A 19324-nucleotide genomic window follows, 5' to 3' on the forward strand; every position below is an offset into this window, starting at 1 on the left:
GTTGCCTATTAGCACGCTTATCAATAAAAAAAACCACACTAAACTTAAATTTAAATCCAACCCATACAGGTACAGCACGATGAAAATTCTCTTGATTGGCGCCTCCGGCACCGTCGGTTCGGCCATTGACCATGAACTGTCCCAGCGCCACAAAATCATCCGCATCGGCCGCAAGAGCGGTGATTTTCAGGTCGACATCAGCGACAGCGCCTCGATCCGCAAACTGTTCGAACAGACCGGCAATTTCGACGCGCTGATCTGCGCCGCCGGCAGTGTCAACTTCGTGCCACTGGCCACCATGACCGCGCAAGACTTCGAGCTCGGCTTGCGGGACAAGCTGATGGGCCAGGTCAACCTGTTGCTGATCGGCCGGGAGTTCGCCAATGACGGTGCGTCATTCACCTTCACCACCGGCATCCTCAGCCACGATCCGATCCGTACTGGCAGCTCGGCGTCCCTGGTCAATGGCGCCCTGGACAGTTTCGTCCGTGCAGCGGCGATCGAACTGCCGCGCGGTTTGCGCATCAACTCGGTCAGCCCGAACGTGCTGGTCGAAGCCATGGGCAGCTATGCCCCGTACTTCCGTGGTTTCAAACCGGTTCCCGCCGCCGAAGTGGCACTGGCCTACGCCAAAAGCGTGGAAGGCTTGCAGACTGGCCAGACCTACCGCGTCGGCTAAACCGCCAGAATCAAAAGATCGCAGGCTTCGCCAGCTCCTACAAAAGGCACCGCGTACACCCCGCAGGAACTGCCGCAGGCTACGATCTTTTGCTCTTGATTTTGGGAAAGCGAGGACATTGCAGGGTTGTGATGAACGGTCAGGCTGAGTAACGTGGCGGCACTTGTCAGGAGACTCAAAGATGCGTGTTGCCCGTTCCTTAGTGCTTGTTGCCCTGCTTCCGCTGTTCGCCGCGTGCCAGTTGCTGGACGGCCCGCGCGAAAGCGCTTCACATGTGGGCCAGACTCGCATGCAGGGCCAGTTGACGGCGGCCGACGGCAAGTTGCTGTTCCAGCCGTGCAATGAACAGCGTAGTTATGTGGTCAACGACACCGGCGGCACCAGCGTCCTGCAAGAGGCCGCGACCCTGGCCGATGATCAGGGCAAGTTGTTCGCCGACGTGCGCGGTCGGATCGTTGCCAGTGGTGCCGATAGTCGGCTCGATCTGGCGCAGCTGTACCGCGTCGAGCGCTCGGGCACGGCGTGCGACGATCCCAATTTCAAGCGGCTGATCCTGCGTGCCGCCGGCCATGGCCCTGAGTGGAACGTCAAAGTCAGCGGCAAGGGCATGGTCATCGACCGCGCCGGTCAGCCGCCCTTGGCCCTGCCGTACGTTGAAGAGCAACTGGGCGATGGCCGCTTCAACCTCAGTACCGAAGCCAATAATCAGCGCATCGAGCTCTGGGTCGCGCCGCAACGTTGCGTCGACAGCAGCACCGGCAGCGTGCAGCACATGAGCGCCGAGCTGCGCATCGATGGCCAGGTGCAACGCGGCTGTGGGTATTTCGGCGGATCGCGCGACGACTGATCGTTTTAGCCTCACTGGAATCATCCTTTGAGGCTTATAATCGCGGGCTTCAAACGCCTTGGCGCAGTTGTGCGCCCCGCGAACCGGATCCCGTCATGTTACGAATCACTGAACTCAAGCTGCCGATCGACCATCCCGAAGAAGACCTGCGCCCTGCCATCGTGCAGCGCTTGGGCATCGCCAGTGATGACCTGCTCGATTTCACCTTGTTCAAGCGCAGCTACGATGCGCGTAAAAAGTCCTCCGAACTGTGCTTCATCTACACCATCGACCTCAACGTTCGCGATGAGGCGGCGGTGCTGCACACATTCGCCGATGACCGTAACGTCAACGTGGCGCCGGATGTCAGCTACAAAGTGGTCGGCCAGGCGCCGGCCGACCTGAGCCAGCGCCCGATCGTGGTCGGGTTCGGCCCCTGCGGGATCTTCGCCGGCCTGCTGCTGGCGCAGATGGGCTTCAAGCCGATCATCCTCGAACGAGGCACCGAAGTGCGTCAGCGCACCAAGGACACCTGGGGCCTGTGGCGCAAAAGCGTGCTCAACCCCGAATCCAACGTGCAATTCGGTGAAGGCGGCGCGGGTACGTTCTCCGACGGCAAGCTCTACAGCCAGATCAAAGACCCGAAATTCCTCGGTCGCAAAGTCTTGCACGAGTTCGTCAAGGCCGGCGCGCCGGAAGAAATCCTCTACGTCAGCAAGCCGCACATCGGGACGTTTCGTCTGACCGGTGTGGTGGAAAACATGCGTGAGCAAATTCGTGCCCTGGGCGGCGAAGTGCGTTTCCAGCAGCGCGTCACTGACGTATTGATCGAAGACGGCCAACTGGTCGGCGTCGAGCTTGATGGCGGCGAGCAGATCCATTCGAAACATGTGATTCTGGCCCTCGGCCACAGCGCCCGGGACACCTTCCGCATGCTTCACGGCCGTGGCGTATACATGGAAGCCAAGCCGTTTTCGGTGGGCTTTCGCATCGAGCACCCGCAGTCGCTGATCGACCGCGCGCGCCTGGGCAAATACGCCGGCCACCCGAAACTCGGCGCTGCCGACTACAAACTGGTGCACCACGCCAAGAACGGCCGTTCGGTCTACAGTTTCTGCATGTGCCCGGGTGGCACCGTGGTGGCGGCGACCTCCGAGCCGAACCGCGTGGTCACCAACGGCATGAGCCAGTATTCGCGTAACGAGCGCAACGCCAACTCCGGGATCGTCGTCGGGATTACCCCGGAAGTCGATTATCCGGGCGGCCCGCTGGCTGGCATCGAGTTGCAGGAACGCCTGGAATCCCACGCCTTTGTGCTGGGTGGCAGCAATTACGAAGCACCGGCGCAGCTGGTCGGCGACTTCATTGCCGGCAAGCCGTCGACCGAGTTGGGCAGCGTCGAGCCGTCCTACAAACCGGGCGTTGCCTTGGGTGACTTGGCCCTGGCTTTGCCGGCGTTCGCCATCGAAGCGATTCGCGAAGCCTTGCCGGCGTTCGAGAAGCAGATTCGTGGCTACTCGCTGCACGACGCGGTGCTGACCGGGATCGAGACGCGCACGTCGTCGCCGTTGCGGATTACCCGTAACGAGTCGATGCAGAGCCTGAACGTGAAGGGCCTGTTCCCAGCCGGTGAAGGTGCGGGTTATGCGGGCGGGATTCTGTCGGCGGGCGTCGACGGGATTCGAATTGCCGAAGCGGTGGCCCGAGACATTCTTGGTCTCGAGGCCTGATACACAAATACCGAAACAACACATTACCTGTGGGAGCGGGCTTGCCCGCGATAGCGGTGGATCAGTCAACATCTCTGTTGAATTTGAATCCGCCATCGCGGGCAAGCCCGGCTCCCACAAGGTTCTTCAGTGTCTGAAACTTCTCAGATATTGGCGCGCAACACGCTGGCCGGCAGTGGCTCGCCACGCTCGACACTCGCCGCCACGGCATCCATCAAACCACTCAACTCATACCCCTGGGCCTTGAGCCAGGCCTGATCGTAATAGGTGGTGGCATAGCGCTCGCCGCCGTCGCACAGAATCGCCACGATCGACCCCGATTCCCCCGCCGCCGCCATCTGCCGGGCCGCCATCAAGGCGCCGATCAGGTTGGTCCCGCTCGATCCGCCAACCCGTCGCCCCAAACGTTGTGCCAGATAGTGCATGGCCGCCAACGACAACGCGTCCGGCACTTTGACCATCGCATCGATCACTTTGGGCAGGAACGACGCTTCCACCCGTGGCCGGCCAATGCCTTCGATCCGCGAACCGTGATCCAGGCGCAGGCTGGCGTCGCCGGTCTTGTAGTAATCGAAGAACACCGAACGCTCGGCATCGGCGCACAGTACGCGGGTGCAATGCTGGCGATAGCGCACGTAGCGGCCCAGCGTCGCGGTGGTGCCGCCGGTGCCGGGGCTGGAAATCAGCCAACTCGGCTCCGGGTGCTGCTCGAAGCGCATCTGCTGGAAGATCGATTCGGCGATGTTGTTGTTCGCCCGCCAGTCGGTGGCGCGTTCGGCGTAAGTAAACTGGTCGATGAAGTGCCCATCGTGTTCGCGAGCCAAGCGTTCGGACTCGGCGTAGATCTGCGTCGGATCATCCACCAGATGGCTCTTGCCACCGTAGAAAGCAATCTGCGCGATCTTTTCCTTGGACGTGCTCGCGGGCATCACCGCAATGAATGGCAAACCCAGCAAGCGGGCGAAGTACGCCTCGGAAATCGCCGTCGAACCGCTGGAAGCCTCGATCACCGGCGCACCGGGTTTGAGCCAACCGTTACACAGCGCATAAAGGAACAACGAGCGCGCCAGCCGATGTTTCAGGCTGCCGGTGGGATGGCTCGACTCATCCTTGAAGTACAACTCGATGCCCGGCAACCCCGGCAGCGGCAAGGGGATCAGGTGGGTGTCGGCGCTGCGCTGGAAGTCGGCTTCTATGATCCGGATGGCTTCGCGGGCCCACTGTCGGTTGTCGCTCATGATGGTTTTCTCGCTGGATCGGGCAAAGAGTCGGCCTTGTCGCAAGGCTCAGCCCACAAGCTTAGGAAAGAACCTACATCATGCACAGATACAGCTGAGGTCCAATACGTCCGGCAACTGCTAGGCTCTGGCCTTTGCTGACTGCCCACGTCGTAACGGCATATAACAAAAAAGAATATAACTTTTGTTTTAACAACTAACAGTACGGGTTAGGGTGTGTCACCTTTTGAACTCATCGATGGAGAGCGACCTTGCCTCTGCGTAGCACATTCACGCGTTTCTTTCAGTTGGAAGCTGCCAGCGGTCTGTTATTGATCGCTGCCGCTGTCCTCGCACTGATCATCAACAATTCATCGCTGTCGTGGCTCTATGGCGGCCTGCTGGACACCCCCGTGGTGGCGCAGATCGGCGCGCTGAAGATCGCCAAGCCGCTGCTGTTGTGGATCAACGACGGTCTGATGGCACTGTTCTTCCTGTTGATCGGCCTGGAAGTGAAGCGCGAAGTCCTCGACGGCCAACTGTCGAAACCGTCGCAGATCGTCCTGCCCGGCGCGGCGGCAATTGGCGGCATGGTGGTGCCGGCGCTGATCTACTGGTTCCTCAACCGCGACAATCCGTCCGCCCTGAGTGGCTGGGCCATCCCGACGGCCACCGACATTGCCTTCGCCCTAGGCGTACTGGCCCTGCTGGGCAAACGGGTGCCGGTGTCGCTGAAACTGTTCCTGATGACCCTGGCGATCATCGACGACCTGGGCGCGATCATCATCATCGCGATTTTCTATTCCGGCGCGCTGTCGACCTTGTCCCTGGCGCTGGCTGCGGCCTGCATCGCGGCCTTGATCGGGATGAATCGACTCGGCGTGGTGAAGCTCGGGCCGTACATGATCATCGGGCTGATTCTCTGGGTCTGCGTGCTCAAGAGTGGCGTGCACGCCACGCTGGCCGGTGTGACCCTGGCCTTCTGCATTCCACTGCGCACGAAAAACGCCGAACCTTCGCCGCTGCTGACCCTGGAACATGCCCTGCATCCGTGGGTGGCCTACGGCATCCTGCCGCTGTTCGCCTTCGCCAACGCCGGCCTGTCCCTGAGCGGCGTGACCGTCGAAAGCTTCACCCACCATGTGCCGATGGGGATTGCTGTCGGCCTGCTGCTGGGCAAGACCGTCGGCGTGTTCGGCCTGACCTGGCTGGCGGTAAAAATCGGCATTGCCGCCCTGCCCCAAGGCGCCAACTGGGGCCAGGTGCTGGGCGTAGCAATCCTCTGCGGCATCGGTTTCACCATGAGCCTGTTCGTCGGTTCCCTGGCCTTCGTGCCCGGCACCAGTGAATACGCCGGGATGGACCGCATGGGGATTTTGACCGGTTCGATACTGGCGGCATTGATCGGTTATGCGGTGACAGCGGCGGCGAGTCGCAAGAACACCGCACTGCCATCCTGAACGATAGAGAACACTCTTAGCGGCATTGAGGATTCGTCCTACAGCCACGATTAGCCACGTTCGTTAACGTCGTGCAGCCCCTCTTTCCGGGGTTGCCGATGGACGAGCGAAAGGACAATCAGTGGCTGGCAACAAGGATATTCCCCGGGTTCAAAACCCACCGTCCGGCGACGGGCATCACGTCACCCACCGTTACATGACGGCCACCGAACTGGCCGAGCGCGATGCCAGGCAAAAAGCCTACGAGGTCATGCTCGCCAGGCAGCAGGCCTTCGAAGACAGCCTTCAAGTTGTCGCGAAAAAGGACGATGTTGTCCGCGCGGGATGCGTGTTCGCCAAGTCCTGCAAGTTGCCCGATGCAATCATCGACTACACGAATCCCTCCGGTGTTGTTCCGACCGACAGCCTGAAAGACTATGGCGAACTGGTTCTGCTCGGTGCCCGCGAGGCCGATGAAACCGGTGTCGTGCCGCTCAAGAAAATCAGTGGCACCGCGATTCCGGCAGGTTTCGGCAGCTTTGCTTTGACCGGCTCAGCGTTCGCCGCACTGCCCGCAGCCGCCGCCAGCACCGCTGCGGCCACCTTGGCAGGCTTGGTGGCCCTGGTCATACCGTCGAGCCTTGGCGACAGCTCGCTCTACACCGAAGATCAACTGCGTGCCCTTAAACAGGCCCGCACCCGCGTTCGCCTGCGGGTCGAGCAACAGGCTGACGGCAGTCTCAAGGGATACGGGTTCTACACCGGCAAAAACCGTGACTGGGAAATGGTCGATGTCGTGCAATTCACCTTGCGTGGCAGTCAGCAAGTGGCTGAGCTTGGAGATGGTGTCGAGCTGATCTGGACACCGGCGGAGGACGGTTCAAATATCCTTGGCATCCCCGCTTTGGAAGCCGCACCGCAAGCGCCGCATATCTGGGTTTATCCGCCGACGAAGGCGGCTGACAGCATCATCGTGAATCCGGTGTATCCGCCTGAGTACAAGGATTTCATTCTGGTGTTTCCGGTTGGTTCCGGGGTGTCGCCGCTATATGTTGTGGTCAGCGCGCCTCGTAAAGGCTTGCCAACAGCTGGTCACAGGTATCATCCAGCGCCAAAAACTGAGGATATCAGTGCATTTCCTGGTCTAAAAAAAGCCAAGAAAAAGAACCCCGTCGTAGGTGGTGGAGGACTTAGAGAGCGTTGGACTGATGCAAAGGGCAAAACGATCTACGAATGGGACTCGATGCATGGTGAACTGGAGGTATATCGCGCAAGTAATGGGAGTCATTTGGGAGCATTTGACGCCGTAACGGGTGAGCGACGCGATGATGCTAAAAATGAACGAAACATCAAGAAAAAATACTTGTGAGACAAAGATGGGACTGAAGCTACGGTTGGAATGGTATGACAAGCAAACCGAAATTTGTAAGGGCGAAGAGTCCTCTAAAGATTTAGGCGACGATGAGTCAATACTTGATGCTCTCGGCATCCCCGTCGAAAACAATATTAACAATGGGGGTTTTGATGTTGGCAGCCATTGGATCGATATTATTCAACCCCACTTTCGCCACCTAATAGACCTAGGCACCCACGATTACCAACTATCTTTCGATTACCGCGAGAGCTGGTGATCCAGTCGAGGCACTTAGCCTACCTTTAACTGGATGTCCTCAGGAGACACCGAGTTTTGATTTATCGCGTAGAAGCGTTCGATATCGAAACCGAATTCCTCGCGTTCGAGGAAGATTTACCCGACGGATCGGATGACCAACTGAAAGTCATCATGGGCTGGACTTCAGACCAGCAAGGCTGGGAAGGCTACAACCTGTCCCAGTTGCAACTTTCAGCGATCGAAGGGCTGATAGGAAAGCCCATTCACGACCCAGACCATTACTTCCAACTCACGTGCAATGCGTGAAGGCAGCAGACACAAAAAAAAACCCGACCAGTCACCTGATCGGGGTTTTCTTTTACCCTTCGTCCCCGCTTAGTGCGTAACGCGGCTGGTCCCACCCACAGTGGAGATCCGCACCCGCTCACCCACGCGGAACACTTCGTTTGGCTGAACTTCCTGCACATAGGCGCGCATGCTGCCATCGTCTTCGCGCACGGTGATTTCAACACCTTGCGTACGGGTCAGGCCTTCTTCGGCCGCCGAACCCACCAGGCCGCCGGCAACCGCGCCGATGACCGCTGCGACGATGCTGCCGCGACCGCCACCGATGGCGCTACCGCCTACACCACCCACGGCTGCACCCGCGAGGCCGCCGATTGGGGTTTTGGTACCTTCGATTTTCACCGGACGCAGGGCTTCGATGGTGCCCATGCGAATCGTCTGCACGCGACGCGCTTCGTCACGGGAGTAGGAGTCACCGGTCAGGCTCGATTGGCAGCCAGTGAGCAACATCGCCATCGTGGAAAAGGAAGCAACCAGCAGAACAGACTTACGCATAGCATCAAACTCCATAGGACAGGTGTCCATTAAACTCCGCAGCTTGACGCCTGTCACGGTATCGCCCGGATAAAATTGGTTTCATTCAGGCCCGGTACAGGCACTTTTCGAACTCACCACACAGTAGCGTCAAATTACAAAATCTGCGCCGCTGACCCAAGGATTTCCATGGATTACTTCATCATTGTCGTCACGACCGTCGCCGGTTTGTACTTCCATTGGTGGCTGTACGTGCGGATCAAACGCTGGATGGACCGCGACCTGGCCTTGTCACTGGCGGGTAAAGACGAACAGAAAAGAGCCTTCATGCTCCAGCAACTGGCGAACGCTCAAGCGCAGAAGATCAAGCGTCGAGACCTGCCCCAGTGGCTTGAGGCCGCTGCGGCAGGGTATCCCGATCGGTAGACCGTTTAGGGAGCCAGGCGTTCACGAACCCAGTCGGCGCCCTGCAAGCGGTAGTTGAGGCGATCGTGCAGACGGCTCGGACGGCCCTGCCAGAATTCGATGCGCTCGGGTAGCAAGCGATAACCGCCCCAGTGCTCGGGACAGTGAGGCTGGGTGTCGCTGAAACGTTGCTCGGTGTTCTTGAGCAACGCTTCCAGTTCGCCACGATCGGCGATCACCCGGCTCTGGGGCGACGCCCAGGCACCAAGACGGCTGCCCAGAGGACGAACCTGATAGTAGGCGTCGGAATCTTCAGGCGTGACCTTCACCACCCGCCCTTCGATGCGCACCTGGCGCTCCAGGGCCGGCCAGAAGAACGTCATGGCCGCAAATGGATTGGTTGCCAGTTGCTGCCCCTTGTCGCTTTCATAGTTGGTGAAAAAGGTGAAGCCCTGCTCATCCAGGCCCTTGAGCAGCAGAATGCGGCAATGCGGCCGGCCGTCCTGATCGACGGTGGCCAGCGTCATGGCATTCGCCTCCACCGGCAGCTGCTCGGTTTTCACCGCGTCGGCGAACCACTGATGGAACAGCGTGAACGGCTCGGCCGGGGCTTGCGCCTCGGTCAGGCCATCACGGGTGTAATCGCGACGCATATCAGCCAAGGCCTTGGTCATGGCGCATTCCTTTTGGTTAACGAATCACTGCTTTGTAGCATCGGCGGCGGTAGTGCTCTTCGAATCGGCAGCGGCTTTGGCCGGCGCCGTCTTTTTCGCTGGGGTCGCGGTTTTAGCCGGTGCTTTTTTGGCTGGAGCCTTGGCGGCCGCTTTCTTGGCCGGTGCTTTTTTCGCGGCTGCTTTTTTGGTGGCTGCTTTTTTGGTGGCTGGCGCAGGGGTAACAGGCTTGGCCACTGGCTTGACGTCTTGCGCGACAACTTTGGTCACCGGCGCCGGTGCCGGCATGTTGTACTTGTTCAGCAACGCGACCATGGTGTCTGCCGGCGTCACCAACAGCTCGACGCGACGGTTCAAGGCACGACCTTCAGCACTGTCGTTGGCGGCACGTGGGGCCTCACCGCCCATGCCGCGCAGCATCAGGCGATCACGTTGCAGGCCGCTGAGACGGAAGATCGCCGCCACTGCTTGGGCGCGCTCCTGGCTCAGTTTCACGTTGGCCGGTGCGGCACCCGAGGTATCACTGTGGCCGAGTACCAGCACGACAGTCTTTGGATCGGCTTCGAGGATTTTCGCGACACGGGTGAACGGGCCGAGGGTCACCGGCAGCAGCATGGCCGGACGATCAGGGTTGAACGAACCTTCTACCGGGGCCGTGACGACCAGCACATTTTCACGGCGCTCGAGTTTCAGGTTGCTGTCCTTGATGGCCTCGCGCAGACGCGGTTCGTAGTCGTCGAGCCAGGCCTGGGTGACTTTCGGATCGGGCATCGGCACGGCTGCTTTGGCGGTGCTCTGCTCCTTGCCGCCGAACGGCCACCACCACTTGCCACCGGCATCGGCTTCAGCCTTGGTGACAGGTGCTGTGGCAGCAGGTTTCAGGGGTGCCGGGGCCGGGGTAGGTTCTTTAGTCGCAACCTTGTCGGAAGAACCGAACGGCCACCAACTGCTGCCGCCTGCGGCGTCATTTTGTGGGGTTTGTGCACAACCGGTGATAGCGAAGCACAGGGCCAGGGCGAGGGTTTTATTGGACGACATGGGATATCCACAAAATGAAGTAATGAAGAATCAGACCGGGTTGCCCCGGATAAACAGACGCTTTGAAACCACACAGGCTTTCGGGTTCCGGCCCTGGCCCCCTTGAGCGTGATTTACAGACAAGTGGCCAGTACTCGCACAAGCTTTTGAGCTCGTGGATCCATCAAAACGTACGGCCCCAGGGTATTTGTCACAAAGCCGAAGGCCACATCGTGTTCTGGGTCAGCAAAACCGATGGAGCCGCCGGCACCCGGGTGACCGAACGCCCGTGGGCCGAGGCCGTAGGTGGCGTTGGGGACGTCCGGTTGATCGAGCATGCAACCCAGGCCGAATCGGGTCCGGGTCAGTAACGTCTTGTCCTCGCCAATGCTGTGTTCGCGGGTCAACTCGTCAAGCATTTCGCTTTCCAGCAGACTGCCATCGAGCAGACCGGCGTAGAACCCGGCCAGGCTGCGGGCATTGCCGTGGCCATTGGCGGCCGGCTGCTGCATGCGCCGCCATTCCGGCTTGTTGGTGCTCGTCAGGATTGACGGCGGGTTGGTGAAGGCCCGGGTGGTCATGGCCGTCGGTTCGCGCATGGTCACTTGCAGCAAGCGCTGGGCCGCGGCATCACCGAGGTTGCCTTTGCTACGGGCGATGTGCGCCACACGATGAAACTCTTTGTCGGCAAGGCCGACGTGGAAATCCAGCCCCAAAGGCTTGGCGACCCGCGCCACGATGGATTCGCCCGGCCCACGACCGTCGGCGCGTCGCAGCAATTCACCGACCAGCCAGCCATAGGTAATCGCCGCATAACCGTGACCTTGACCCGGCGTCCACCATGGCGCTTCGGCGGCCAGGACATCGGCCATGGTCTGCCAGTCGTAAAGTGCTTCGGCGGGCAGCAACTCGCGCAGTGCCGGCAGACCGGCCTGATGGCAGAGTAACTGGCGCAGGGTCACGGACTCTTTGCCGGCGGCGGCAAACTCGGGCCAGTAGCGGGCGATCGGGGTATCCAGTTGCAGCTTGCCTTCGGCCACCAATTGCAGCGCCGTCACGGCGGTGAAGGTTTTGGTGCAGGAAAACAGGTTGGCAATGGTGTCGCTGTGCCAGGCCTCAAGGCCGTCCTTGTCGGCGGTACCGCCCCAGAGGTCGAGAACGGTTTCACCGCCGATCCGGATGCACAACGCCGCGCCGCGTTCCTGAGGATCGTCGAACAGCGCGGCGAACGCTTCGCGCACCGCTTCGAACTTAAGCTCGTAATGACCCTGAATCTGCACCCGCAACTCTCCCGGATAAACGCTCTACAAAGTGGCCCGCATTGTTCCAGCCCTTGAGGGTTTTGGGAACAGTCGTGGGCTGGGTGGTAGGTAGCCCTGTATTCCGCTTTGAGAAGCGGCGATGCTGATGACGCCTTCGCGAACAAGCCCGCTCCCACATTTGACCGAGGTATCCAGACGGACGCGATCCAGTGTGGGAGCGGGCTTGCTCGCGAAGAACGATGACGCAGTGTGTCAGAACTCAGCAATCAATGGCCGTTGCCCGAATGCCCACCTGCATGCCCTGCCCCTTTCCCCGGGCCTTTGCCTGCCTCGCCTTTCCTGCCGCCCTCGGCGTCGTGACTGGCTTTATCCGCCTCGGCCCTGGCCTTCTCGGCCTCTTTGCCAAGTTGATCGACGATCTGCACATTGCTTTTGCGCACGCTGTCGACGAACCCCTGGAACGGCAGATCAGTAATGCCCACCAGACCGAAGTGCCCGTTCTCGCCATCCAGCAGACGGCCGGTCACCGGTTGATCGAGGTACTGGAACCAGTGCACCCCGACAATTGACGGCTCGCTCATCGCCTGCTTGAGGAAGTTGGCGTAAGCCGGGCCGCGGTCTTCTTCCTTCGCCAGTTGCGTCACGCCGCTCCAGAACGGGCCGCGATCCTTTGATCCGAAGTTGAATTCGGTGATCAGCACCGGTTTGTCCAGGCTGCGCAGTCTGGCAAAGTCGTAACCGTCCTGGGGTTGCAGGGTGTACATGTTGAAGCTCAACACATCGCAGTATTGCGCGCAGGACTCAACCGCTTCCGGGGTGCTGATTGCAAAGCGGCCGCCCAGCAACAGTTGATTCGGCGCATGCCATTTGAGCGAGTCGGAAATGGTCTTGAAGTAAGTGTCGGCAAAGACCTTCTGGAAGTATTTGAAGTCGGCTTCGATTTCCGGGTATTCGGCGCTCGGTTGCGGCGGCACGAAGCCCGGGTCCTCCATCAATTCCCAGGCCGGCAGATCAATGCCCCAGGCTTTCGACAGACCCGCCTGGTTACGGTACTTGTCTCGCAGCTGTTTGAGGAAGGCGCGTTTGGCCGGCACGTCGGTGGTCATCTTCAAGGTGCCGTAGGCCAAGGCATAACGAGCCTTCGGGTCGTCACCGGGACCGGCCCAGGCCAGTTCGTTGTCGGCGAAGTAACCGATCAGCCATGGATCGTCGCGATGATCGCGGGCGGCGATGGCCACGGCGCGCTCGGTGGCCATGGCGAAACGCGGGTCGAACGGGTCGGGCATGCCGCCCCACCAATCGGTGCCAGTGCTGATGCTGGCGTAATCGCCGACAATCGACAGCGGCAAGGTGTACGGCACACGGTCGGCATTGCCCAGAACAGGCGCGCTCCAGTTGCCGAGGGTGTTGAAGCCCCAGGCTTGCAGGCGATCGAGGGTGTGACTGGCCCAGCGTTTTTCGTCGATAACCACTTTGCAGGGTTCGGCGGCGGTTGGCTCGGCCGCTTTTTCGACCGACGCTTCAACGGCGCCGGCCTTGGCGGCTTCAGCCACACCGGCCTTGGTGTCGCTGCCCGGTGCGCAAGGCTCGCCATAAAGACGCTGCAGGTTAGCGCCATAGAAATCATACCAGCGACCGGCGTTGTAGGCTCGGCCCTGATCGGCACCGTTGCCGCCACGGTTATCGCCTTCGCCATAATGGCTGGCCAGGGGTTCGTCGGGTTTGGGCAGGGATTCGAACATCCACTCACGACCGGCGACGTAGGTCTGGTTGACGCTCGGGGTCACGGTATTAACGCCGAGGGAATAGAACGGATGACCTTCCGGAGTCACCAGGTACCAGCGGCCGTCACGCTTTTCGGTGCGAAAAAAACCGCTGGCCTTGAACACCGGGCCTTTGTTCAAGCCGCCGAACTTGTCCAGGGACGCCTTCTCGCGCTCGGCCAGCCAGGTTTTCAGTTGTTGCTGTTCTTTGGCGGCTGCGGATTTCAGTTGCTCGTCGCTGCCGATCTTCTCCGGCCATTTGGCCCGGGTCGATTGCCCATAGGCGTCCACCAGACCGCCATAAGCGGCTTTGGTCACGGCCTCGCCGTCCTGCACGCCGAAGCGCTCAAGCAAAATGCTTTGGGCGACTTTCGGCTGGTCCATCGACAAGGTCACCGACACCACCTGGCTGCGATCCAGCTCACCGGCGCTGCTGGCCAGCAACACACGTTGGCCCTCGAAGTTCATCGGCATCGGCGGGCCGGCTTTCATGCCCTGGCTCAGCGGCGAACTGGCGACCAAAGGCACCAGCAGGGTTTGTGCAGGGCCGGCCGGCAGATCGACACGGCTGACCAGGGTTTTGCCGTCATTGCTCTGGATGTTCACGTACAGGGTCACGGCCCAGCTCATCGCGCTCTGGATCCGCAGGCTCATGACGCCCGACTGCGACCAGTCCCACGCACCGGTCTGCGGCGTCAGGCGCACGGTCGGCTGGGCGACCGGGTTGAAGGTCACGCGGCGCAGCACTTCACCTTCAGCTGTTTGCTCCGCGTTGGATTGCGGCAGGCTGGCGTCCTGGGTCGCCACCTGAACCACGTCGGCGGGGCGCACAAAATTGAACAGCGTCTGCTGGTCGGCAGGGGCCGCCAGCAAAGGGGTTGCGAACATCAAGGCAAAAACAGTGGGCAACGAACGGCGAATCATAGGAACGTGGTTCTCCCTAACGACCATCAATGGGCCAATGGAAAAGCAGTGGCAGTGAGGTAGACAACGCGGTGGGCCTATTTGCCCACCGGCGCATCAGGAAATTTCACGACGAAATGGCGGCAACGCATTGAGAATAGCTTTGCCGTAGCGCTGCGTGACCAAACGACGGTCGAGCAAGGTGATGGTGCCGCGATCTTCTTCGGTCCGCAGCAGGCGACCGCAGGCCTGGACCAGTTTCAGCGACGCGTCCGGCACCGAGATTTCCATGAACGGATTGCCGCCACGGGCTTCGATCCACTCAGCCAGCGCGGCTTCGACCGGATCGTCGGGCACCGAGAACGGAATCTTGGCGATCACCACGTGCTCGCAGTAGGCACCGGGCAAATCCACGCCTTCGGCAAAACTCGCCAGGCCGAACAGCACGCTGGAGTCCCCGCCATCGACCCGCGCCTTGTGCTTGTTCAGGGTTTCCTGTTTCGACAGGTTGCCTTGAATGAACACTTGCTTGCGCCAGTCGCGGTCCAGCCCGTCGAATACGTCTTGCATCTGTTTGCGCGAGGAGAACAGCACCAGGGTGCCACGGGAACCCTCGACCAGTTCCGGCAAGTCACGAATGATCGCTGCGGTGTGAGCCGGCGCATCACGCGGGTCGGCTTTGAGGTCCGGCACCCGCAGCACGCCGGCGTCGGCATGATGGAACGGGCTCGGGACCACTGCGGTCACGGCGGTTTTAGGCAGGCCGGCGCGCATGCGGAAACGGTCGAAGGTGCCGAGGGCGGTCAGGGTCGCCGAGGTCACCAGCGCCCCGTAAGCCACGTTCCACAGGTTGCGCCGGAGCATTTCCGCCGCGAGGATCGGGCTGGCGTTGACCTCGATGTCGAACAACGAACCGCTTTCGGCCAGGGTCAGCCAACGGGCCATGGGCGGGTTGTCTTCCGGGTCTTCGACGGTGAAGGCGGTCCACAACTCCCAGTTGCCCGAAGAACGGGACAGCAGGCTGCCGAACAACGGATACCACTCTTCGGCCTGGTTGCTGGCGATACCGATGTTGACCTCGCCGTCCATGCCTTCCTTGAGCAGTTCGGTGAGCCGGGTGAACAGGTCGGTCAGCCGGGCAAAGCCCTTCTTCAGCTCGATGCCCATTTCGCGCATGTGCTCGGGAATCACCCCGCCGACGAAACGGTGACGCGGCCGCTCACGGCCTTCGACATCTTCGCCGGGTTTGAAGTCAGCGACCTGCTCACAGGCGCTGAACATGAACTGCTGCTGGGTCTTGATCTCCCGCGCCAGCTCCGGCACCTGCTCGATCAACTTGCCCAGATCTCCCGGCAATGGATGCTGGGCGAGCAATTTGGTGAGGTTCTTGGCGGTGGTTTCCAGCCAGTCGGCGGTGGAGCGCAGGCGTGTGTAATGGGCGAAGTGGCCGATGGCCTTGTCCGGCAGGTGATGGCCTTCGTCGAACACGTAGATCGTGTCGCGCGGGTCCGGCAGTACCGCGCCGCCGCCCAGGGCCAGGTCGGCCAGCACCATGTCGTGGTTGGTGACGATCACGTCGACCTTGCCCATGCCTTCGCGCGCCTTGTAAAAGGCGCACTGGCCGAAATTCGGGCAATGACGGTTGGTGCACTGGCTATGATCGGTGGTCAGGCGCGCCCAGTCGGCGTCTTCCAGCGCAGTCGACCAACTGTCACGGTCGCCGTCCCACTTATTGCCGGCGAGCTTTTCGATCATGCTGGTGAACAGCTTCTGACTGGCCTCATCGACCTCGATCTTGAAGCCTTCTTCTTCGAACAGCTGCGCGGTGGCGGTTTGCGCGTGACCTTCCTGGAGCAACATGTCGAGCTTGGACAGGCACAGGTAGCGCCCCCGGCCCTTGGCCAGCGCGAAGCTGAAATTCAGCCCGCTGTTACGCATCAGGTCGGGCAAGTCCTTGTAGACGATCTGCTCTTGCAGGGCCACGGTGGCCGTGGCAATCACCAGACGCTTGCCGGCGGCCTTGGCGGCGGGGATGGCCGCCAGGCTGTAAGCCACGGTTTTGCCGGTACCGGTGCCGGCTTCCACCGCGACAATCGCGGGGTCGCCACTGCGCCGGCCTTCGTCGTCGGTGTCGATGTCACCGAGGACCTTGGCGATTTCGGCGATCATCAGGCGTTGGCCGTAGCGCGGCTTGAGGCTCTTGGCTTCGAGAAAACGCGAGTAGGCGCCCTGGATCGTGGTTTTGAGTTCGGTGCTGATCATGGATTGTCGGGCGCAAAAAACGCTGGATAAATTTTCAGTGGTTCGGATCGGCCGCTATCATACCCCGCTAATTAATCCCGCGCAGAACGGAGTACCCCAATGACACCTTTTGGCATCGTTTATATCCTGCATGTCCTGGCCGCCCTGGTGTGGGTCGGCGGCATGTTTTTCGCCTGGATGGTCCTGCGTCCCGCGGCGATGAAGGCACTGGAAGGCCCTGCCCGGTTGAAGTTGTGGGTGGAAGTGTTTCAAGGTTTTTTCCGCTGGGTCTGGGTCGCGGTGGTGCTTTTGCCGATCAGCGGTGTGGGCATGATTCATTTGCAGTTCACCGGGTTTGAAGCGGCACCGCGTTATGTGCAGGTGATGATGGGCTTGTACGTGGTGATGGTGGCGCTGTTTATCCGGATTCAGGCGTTGCTGCTGCCGGAACTGCGCACAGCGGTGGAGGCTCAGGATTGGCCGACGGGTGCGGCGACGCTGGGCAGGATTCGCCGGTTGGTGGGAATTAACCTGATGGTCGGGTTGGTGCTGGTGGCGATTGCTGCGGCTCGGCCGATGCTCTGAGCAATGCATAGTCTCTGTGGCGAGGGAGCTTGCTCCCGCTCGGCTGCGCAGCAGTCGTAATCGATCACTGCACACGTTCTGAAAGAACAGAGTCGCCGGTTTTGGGGGCCGCTTCGCGACCCAGCGGGAGCAAGCTCCCTCGCCACAGAGGGGCTCAGTCGTTCTTACAACCGCTGAATGCTCACCGAACCCGCCGCCCCGGCAGGCCCTGGCTGACCATCAGCGCCAGGACGACCGCTCTTGCCGCCATCGGCTGTGTACACGATGCAGCCCTCGGCCTTGCCGCCCGCTCCCGGTTTGCCACCAGTCCCTGCCACGCCACCGGCACCGCCCGCCACTTCGACCTTGATTTGCTCTGCCGGGAATTCACGCGGCACTTCTAACCGAACCAGCGCACCCGGTGCCCCTGGCTGGCCGTCGCTGCCATCACCGCCGTCGCCGCCATCGCCGCCTTGACCCCCGGTGCAACCCGATGCCGCGCCGTTGCCGCCATCGAGACCGACAAAACCCGGTGCACCCGCGCCACCGCGTGCGTCTACCGACAGTTGCGGTGCTTTCAAGGCCTTGATCTGCAAGTTCAGATTACGCCCGGAGCGCGCGGCCTTCTGATAAGTCCCCGCCGCGCCCCGCGCAGTGATCTGGCTGCCTTCGGACAACTCGGCACGGCTGACCTTCAATACCAAAGCCTGTTCGCTCGGCACAATGGCGATCCGCGCGTCGCGCCCCAGGTGCAACTCACCGACGGTCACTTCAGTCACGTTCGAGGGAATCAGCAAGGTACCGTGATCGGCGACTTCCAGCCGTTCCAGTTGCAAGGCGCTGGCGGTGTTGGGCAAGCGCATCAGCGAGTTGGTTTCGACGCTCACCACCTGGGCGCAGGCCAATGGGCTGATGAGTGCGGCGAGCAGACAGAGTTTACGCATGGGAAGCCTTCGCAGTGGCCGGGGCCGGAATGGTTTGCAGGTGAAAAACGCCGAAAAAGACAATCTTCAGGCGATCACGCCAGGGGTGGGCTCGACCTTTGAGGCTGCGGTTGCAGAACACTAGCTCCAGAAGATGAGTCAGCGCCAACAGGCTGCCGGCCAGATTGATCAACAGGTGCAGCGGATGAACAAACGGTATGAGCAGATTGACCAGCACCACCAACCAGAACAGCAGGGTCAACAACTTCCCCAGCCCCCAAAACACCTTCATACGCTCCTCCGTTGAGAATTATTCTTTGCACGCACAGTAACGGCTTACAGGCGGGATAAGCCAGAGGGCAACAGAAAATTCTTCCGGTAGGCGCCGAATGGCCGCCGGGCCCACCTTGATGGTCCTCCGACGGCTCTATCACAGGCCTCTTGATCACAAAGCTCAGCGATTGATGTGCAACTCCACGCGACGGTTTTGCGCCCGCCCTTCTTCCGTGTCGTTATCGGCCACCGGCTGGCTTTCGCCCCTGCCTTCACTGGTGAGTTTGTTCGGCGCCAGCCCCTGACTCAACAGGTAGGCTGCGACGCTGCTGGCACGACGTTCCGACAGTTTCTGGTTATAGGCGTCCGAACCCTGGCTGTCGGTATGACCGACGACTTTGATGCTCACCACATCGGCGCTCTGCAATTTGGCCATCAACGAATCCAGCTGACTGTGCGCTTCGGGCGTCAGGTTGGATTTGTTGTAAGCGAACAACACGTTACTGCTCAGGGTGATGACTTCGGATTTCGCGGCTTCAGGTTCAGCAGGTTTCACGCTGGCCGGGTACTGCGGCAACGGACAACCGTGATGTTCGACAGGCGTATTGGCGGGCGTATCGGGGCAGCGATCGCGTCGATCGAAGACACCATCATCGTCTTCGTCGCCATCCTGGGCATAACAGATCAAACCACCGGTCAAGATCCCGAGCGCCGCTCCACCTGCCGCCCAACCGCCACTTTCGATCGCGCCCAAACCGCCGCCGACCAGTCCGCCAATGACACTGCAGATTGGCCAGGTTCGTTGATTCAAGGGGGCGGTGCCATCGCTGTGAGTCGCGCAACCGGAAAGAAGACTGCCAAGTAACATAACCGGCAAGACGGTCCTTGTGAGAACGCTCATTGTGAATGCTCCTGTGTCACCGGCCCATACCGGTCACACAGGAGTAAAGACCCGCATCCGCGACTGCACAAGCCGCGGA

Annotated in this window: 19 protein-coding genes; 9 read left to right on the forward strand and 10 right to left on the reverse strand. The window is 60.8% G+C overall.

Annotated features, from left to right (window positions below; translation table 11 throughout):
* Positions 1–79 precede the first annotated feature (79 nt).
* From AACY49_RS02225 to AACY49_RS02235, 3 genes are all read left to right on the forward strand, one after another.
* Complete coding sequence (locus AACY49_RS02225; protein WP_258697255.1) at positions 80–679, forward strand: short chain dehydrogenase; 600 nt, start codon at positions 80–82, stop codon at positions 677–679.
* Between the two features lie 181 nt (positions 680–860).
* A complete protein-coding gene (locus tag AACY49_RS02230; protein ID WP_258697256.1) occupies positions 861–1526 on the forward strand; it encodes a COG3650 family protein in 666 nt (221 codons plus the stop codon).
* 95 nt (positions 1527–1621) lie between these two features.
* Complete coding sequence (locus AACY49_RS02235) at positions 1622–3235, forward strand: NAD(P)/FAD-dependent oxidoreductase (RefSeq protein WP_258697257.1); 1614 nt, start codon at positions 1622–1624, stop codon at positions 3233–3235.
* Between the two features lie 143 nt (positions 3236–3378).
* Here the strand turns inward: AACY49_RS02235 and AACY49_RS02240 are convergent, their stop codons facing one another.
* Positions 3379–4476: a PLP-dependent cysteine synthase family protein gene (locus AACY49_RS02240; RefSeq protein WP_258700784.1), complete on the reverse strand. Its 1098-nt coding sequence runs from the start codon at positions 4474–4476 to the stop codon at positions 3379–3381.
* A gap of 248 nt (positions 4477–4724) precedes the next feature.
* On the opposite strand from AACY49_RS02240, the gene nhaA reads away from it, so the two are divergent.
* From nhaA to AACY49_RS02260, 4 genes are all read left to right on the forward strand, one after another.
* Positions 4725–5912 carry a Na+/H+ antiporter NhaA gene (gene nhaA, locus AACY49_RS02245; protein ID WP_339521508.1) on the forward strand — a complete coding sequence of 396 codons (1188 nt, stop codon included), beginning with the start codon at positions 4725–4727 and terminating at the stop codon, positions 5910–5912.
* Positions 5913–6033: 121 nt separating this feature from the next.
* Positions 6034–7260: a colicin E3/pyocin S6 family cytotoxin gene (locus tag AACY49_RS02250; protein ID WP_339521509.1), complete on the forward strand. Its 1227-nt coding sequence runs from the start codon at positions 6034–6036 to the stop codon at positions 7258–7260.
* On the forward strand, positions 7229–7522 hold the full coding sequence (locus AACY49_RS02255) for a colicin E3-like toxin immunity protein (protein ID WP_408980540.1): 294 nt from the start codon (positions 7229–7231) through the stop codon (positions 7520–7522). Before AACY49_RS02250 ends, AACY49_RS02255 begins: the two co-directional genes overlap by 32 nt.
* Before the next feature lie 56 nt (positions 7523–7578).
* Positions 7579–7809 carry a DUF7683 domain-containing protein gene (locus AACY49_RS02260; RefSeq protein WP_258697259.1) on the forward strand — a complete coding sequence of 77 codons (231 nt, stop codon included), beginning with the start codon at positions 7579–7581 and terminating at the stop codon, positions 7807–7809.
* A gap of 69 nt (positions 7810–7878) precedes the next feature.
* On the opposite strand, the gene AACY49_RS02265 is transcribed toward AACY49_RS02260, so the two are convergent.
* Positions 7879–8343, reverse strand: coding sequence for an outer membrane lipoprotein (locus AACY49_RS02265; RefSeq protein WP_258697260.1), 465 nt, complete (start codon positions 8341–8343; stop codon positions 7879–7881).
* 168 nt (positions 8344–8511) lie between these two features.
* Between AACY49_RS02265 and AACY49_RS02270 the strand changes: the two genes are divergently transcribed.
* Positions 8512–8748: a hypothetical protein gene (locus AACY49_RS02270; RefSeq protein WP_258697261.1), complete on the forward strand. Its 237-nt coding sequence runs from the start codon at positions 8512–8514 to the stop codon at positions 8746–8748.
* A gap of 5 nt (positions 8749–8753) precedes the next feature.
* Here the strand turns inward: AACY49_RS02270 and pdxH are convergent, their stop codons facing one another.
* From pdxH to dinG, 5 genes are all read right to left on the reverse strand, one after another.
* The gene (gene pdxH / locus AACY49_RS02275) at positions 8754–9401 is read right to left on the reverse strand and encodes a pyridoxamine 5'-phosphate oxidase (protein WP_258697262.1); all 648 of its coding nucleotides are present in this window, start codon (positions 9399–9401) and stop codon (positions 8754–8756) included.
* 24 nt (positions 9402–9425) lie between these two features.
* Positions 9426–10436, reverse strand: coding sequence for an OmpA family protein (locus AACY49_RS02280; RefSeq protein ID WP_258697263.1), 1011 nt, complete (start codon positions 10434–10436; stop codon positions 9426–9428).
* Positions 10437–10549: 113 nt separating this feature from the next.
* Complete coding sequence (locus AACY49_RS02285) at positions 10550–11695, reverse strand: serine hydrolase domain-containing protein (protein ID WP_339521510.1); 1146 nt, start codon at positions 11693–11695, stop codon at positions 10550–10552.
* Positions 11696–11943: 248 nt separating this feature from the next.
* Complete coding sequence (locus AACY49_RS02290; RefSeq protein WP_339521511.1) at positions 11944–14364, reverse strand: beta-agarase; 2421 nt, start codon at positions 14362–14364, stop codon at positions 11944–11946.
* A gap of 96 nt (positions 14365–14460) precedes the next feature.
* Positions 14461–16605: an ATP-dependent DNA helicase DinG gene (gene dinG, locus AACY49_RS02295; protein ID WP_258697266.1), complete on the reverse strand. Its 2145-nt coding sequence runs from the start codon at positions 16603–16605 to the stop codon at positions 14461–14463.
* A 99-nt stretch (positions 16606–16704) separates the two neighbouring features.
* Here dinG and AACY49_RS02300 point away from each other — a divergent pair, with 99 nt between their 5' ends.
* The gene (locus AACY49_RS02300) at positions 16705–17169 is read left to right on the forward strand and encodes a CopD family protein (RefSeq protein WP_258697267.1); all 465 of its coding nucleotides are present in this window, start codon (positions 16705–16707) and stop codon (positions 17167–17169) included.
* Positions 17170–17333: 164 nt separating this feature from the next.
* On the opposite strand, the gene AACY49_RS02305 is transcribed toward AACY49_RS02300, so the two are convergent.
* From AACY49_RS02305 to AACY49_RS02315, 3 genes are all read right to left on the reverse strand, one after another.
* Positions 17334–18092, reverse strand: a complete 759-nt coding sequence (locus AACY49_RS02305) for a collagen-like protein (RefSeq protein WP_258697268.1) — start codon at positions 18090–18092, stop codon at positions 17334–17336.
* Entirely contained in the window at positions 18085–18363 is a 279-nt protein-coding gene (locus tag AACY49_RS02310) for a DUF1145 domain-containing protein (protein ID WP_258697269.1), read from the reverse strand. The genes AACY49_RS02305 and AACY49_RS02310 overlap by 8 nt, the downstream gene beginning before the upstream one ends.
* A gap of 162 nt (positions 18364–18525) precedes the next feature.
* A complete protein-coding gene (locus AACY49_RS02315) occupies positions 18526–19245 on the reverse strand; it encodes an OmpA family protein (protein ID WP_320391906.1) in 720 nt (239 codons plus the stop codon).
* Positions 19246–19324: the final 79 nt, after the last annotated feature.

Origin of the sequence: Pseudomonas sp. EL_65y_Pfl2_R96, assembly GCF_963970905.1 — a bacterium.
Lineage (GTDB): Bacteria > Pseudomonadota > Gammaproteobacteria > Pseudomonadales > Pseudomonadaceae > Aquipseudomonas.

Excerpts from the sequence above, each read along its gene's own strand:
- AACY49_RS02225 (WP_258697255.1), top strand. The coding sequence starts at position 80 with ATGAAAATTCTCTTGATTGGCGCCTCCGGCACCGTCGGTTCGGCCATT.
- AACY49_RS02230 (WP_258697256.1), top strand. The coding sequence starts at position 861 with ATGCGTGTTGCCCGTTCCTTAGTGCTTGTTGCCCTGCTTCCGCTGTTC.
- AACY49_RS02235 (WP_258697257.1), top strand. The coding sequence starts at position 1,622 with ATGTTACGAATCACTGAACTCAAGCTGCCGATCGACCATCCCGAAGAA.
- AACY49_RS02255 (WP_408980540.1), top strand. The coding sequence starts at position 7,229 with ATGAACGAAACATCAAGAAAAAATACTTGTGAGACAAAGATGGGACTG.
- AACY49_RS02265 (WP_258697260.1), bottom strand. The coding sequence starts at position 8,343 with ATGCGTAAGTCTGTTCTGCTGGTTGCTTCCTTTTCCACGATGGCGATG.
- AACY49_RS02270 (WP_258697261.1), top strand. The coding sequence starts at position 8,512 with ATGGATTACTTCATCATTGTCGTCACGACCGTCGCCGGTTTGTACTTC.
- pdxH (WP_258697262.1), bottom strand. The coding sequence starts at position 9,401 with ATGACCAAGGCCTTGGCTGATATGCGTCGCGATTACACCCGTGATGGC.
- AACY49_RS02280 (WP_258697263.1), bottom strand. The coding sequence starts at position 10,436 with ATGTCGTCCAATAAAACCCTCGCCCTGGCCCTGTGCTTCGCTATCACC.
- AACY49_RS02290 (WP_339521511.1), bottom strand. The coding sequence starts at position 14,364 with ATGATTCGCCGTTCGTTGCCCACTGTTTTTGCCTTGATGTTCGCAACC.
- dinG (WP_258697266.1), bottom strand. The coding sequence starts at position 16,605 with ATGATCAGCACCGAACTCAAAACCACGATCCAGGGCGCCTACTCGCGT.
- AACY49_RS02300 (WP_258697267.1), top strand. The coding sequence starts at position 16,705 with ATGACACCTTTTGGCATCGTTTATATCCTGCATGTCCTGGCCGCCCTG.
- AACY49_RS02305 (WP_258697268.1), bottom strand. The coding sequence starts at position 18,092 with ATGCGTAAACTCTGTCTGCTCGCCGCACTCATCAGCCCATTGGCCTGC.
- AACY49_RS02310 (WP_258697269.1), bottom strand. The coding sequence starts at position 18,363 with ATGAAGGTGTTTTGGGGGCTGGGGAAGTTGTTGACCCTGCTGTTCTGG.
- AACY49_RS02315 (WP_320391906.1), bottom strand. The coding sequence starts at position 19,245 with ATGAGCGTTCTCACAAGGACCGTCTTGCCGGTTATGTTACTTGGCAGT.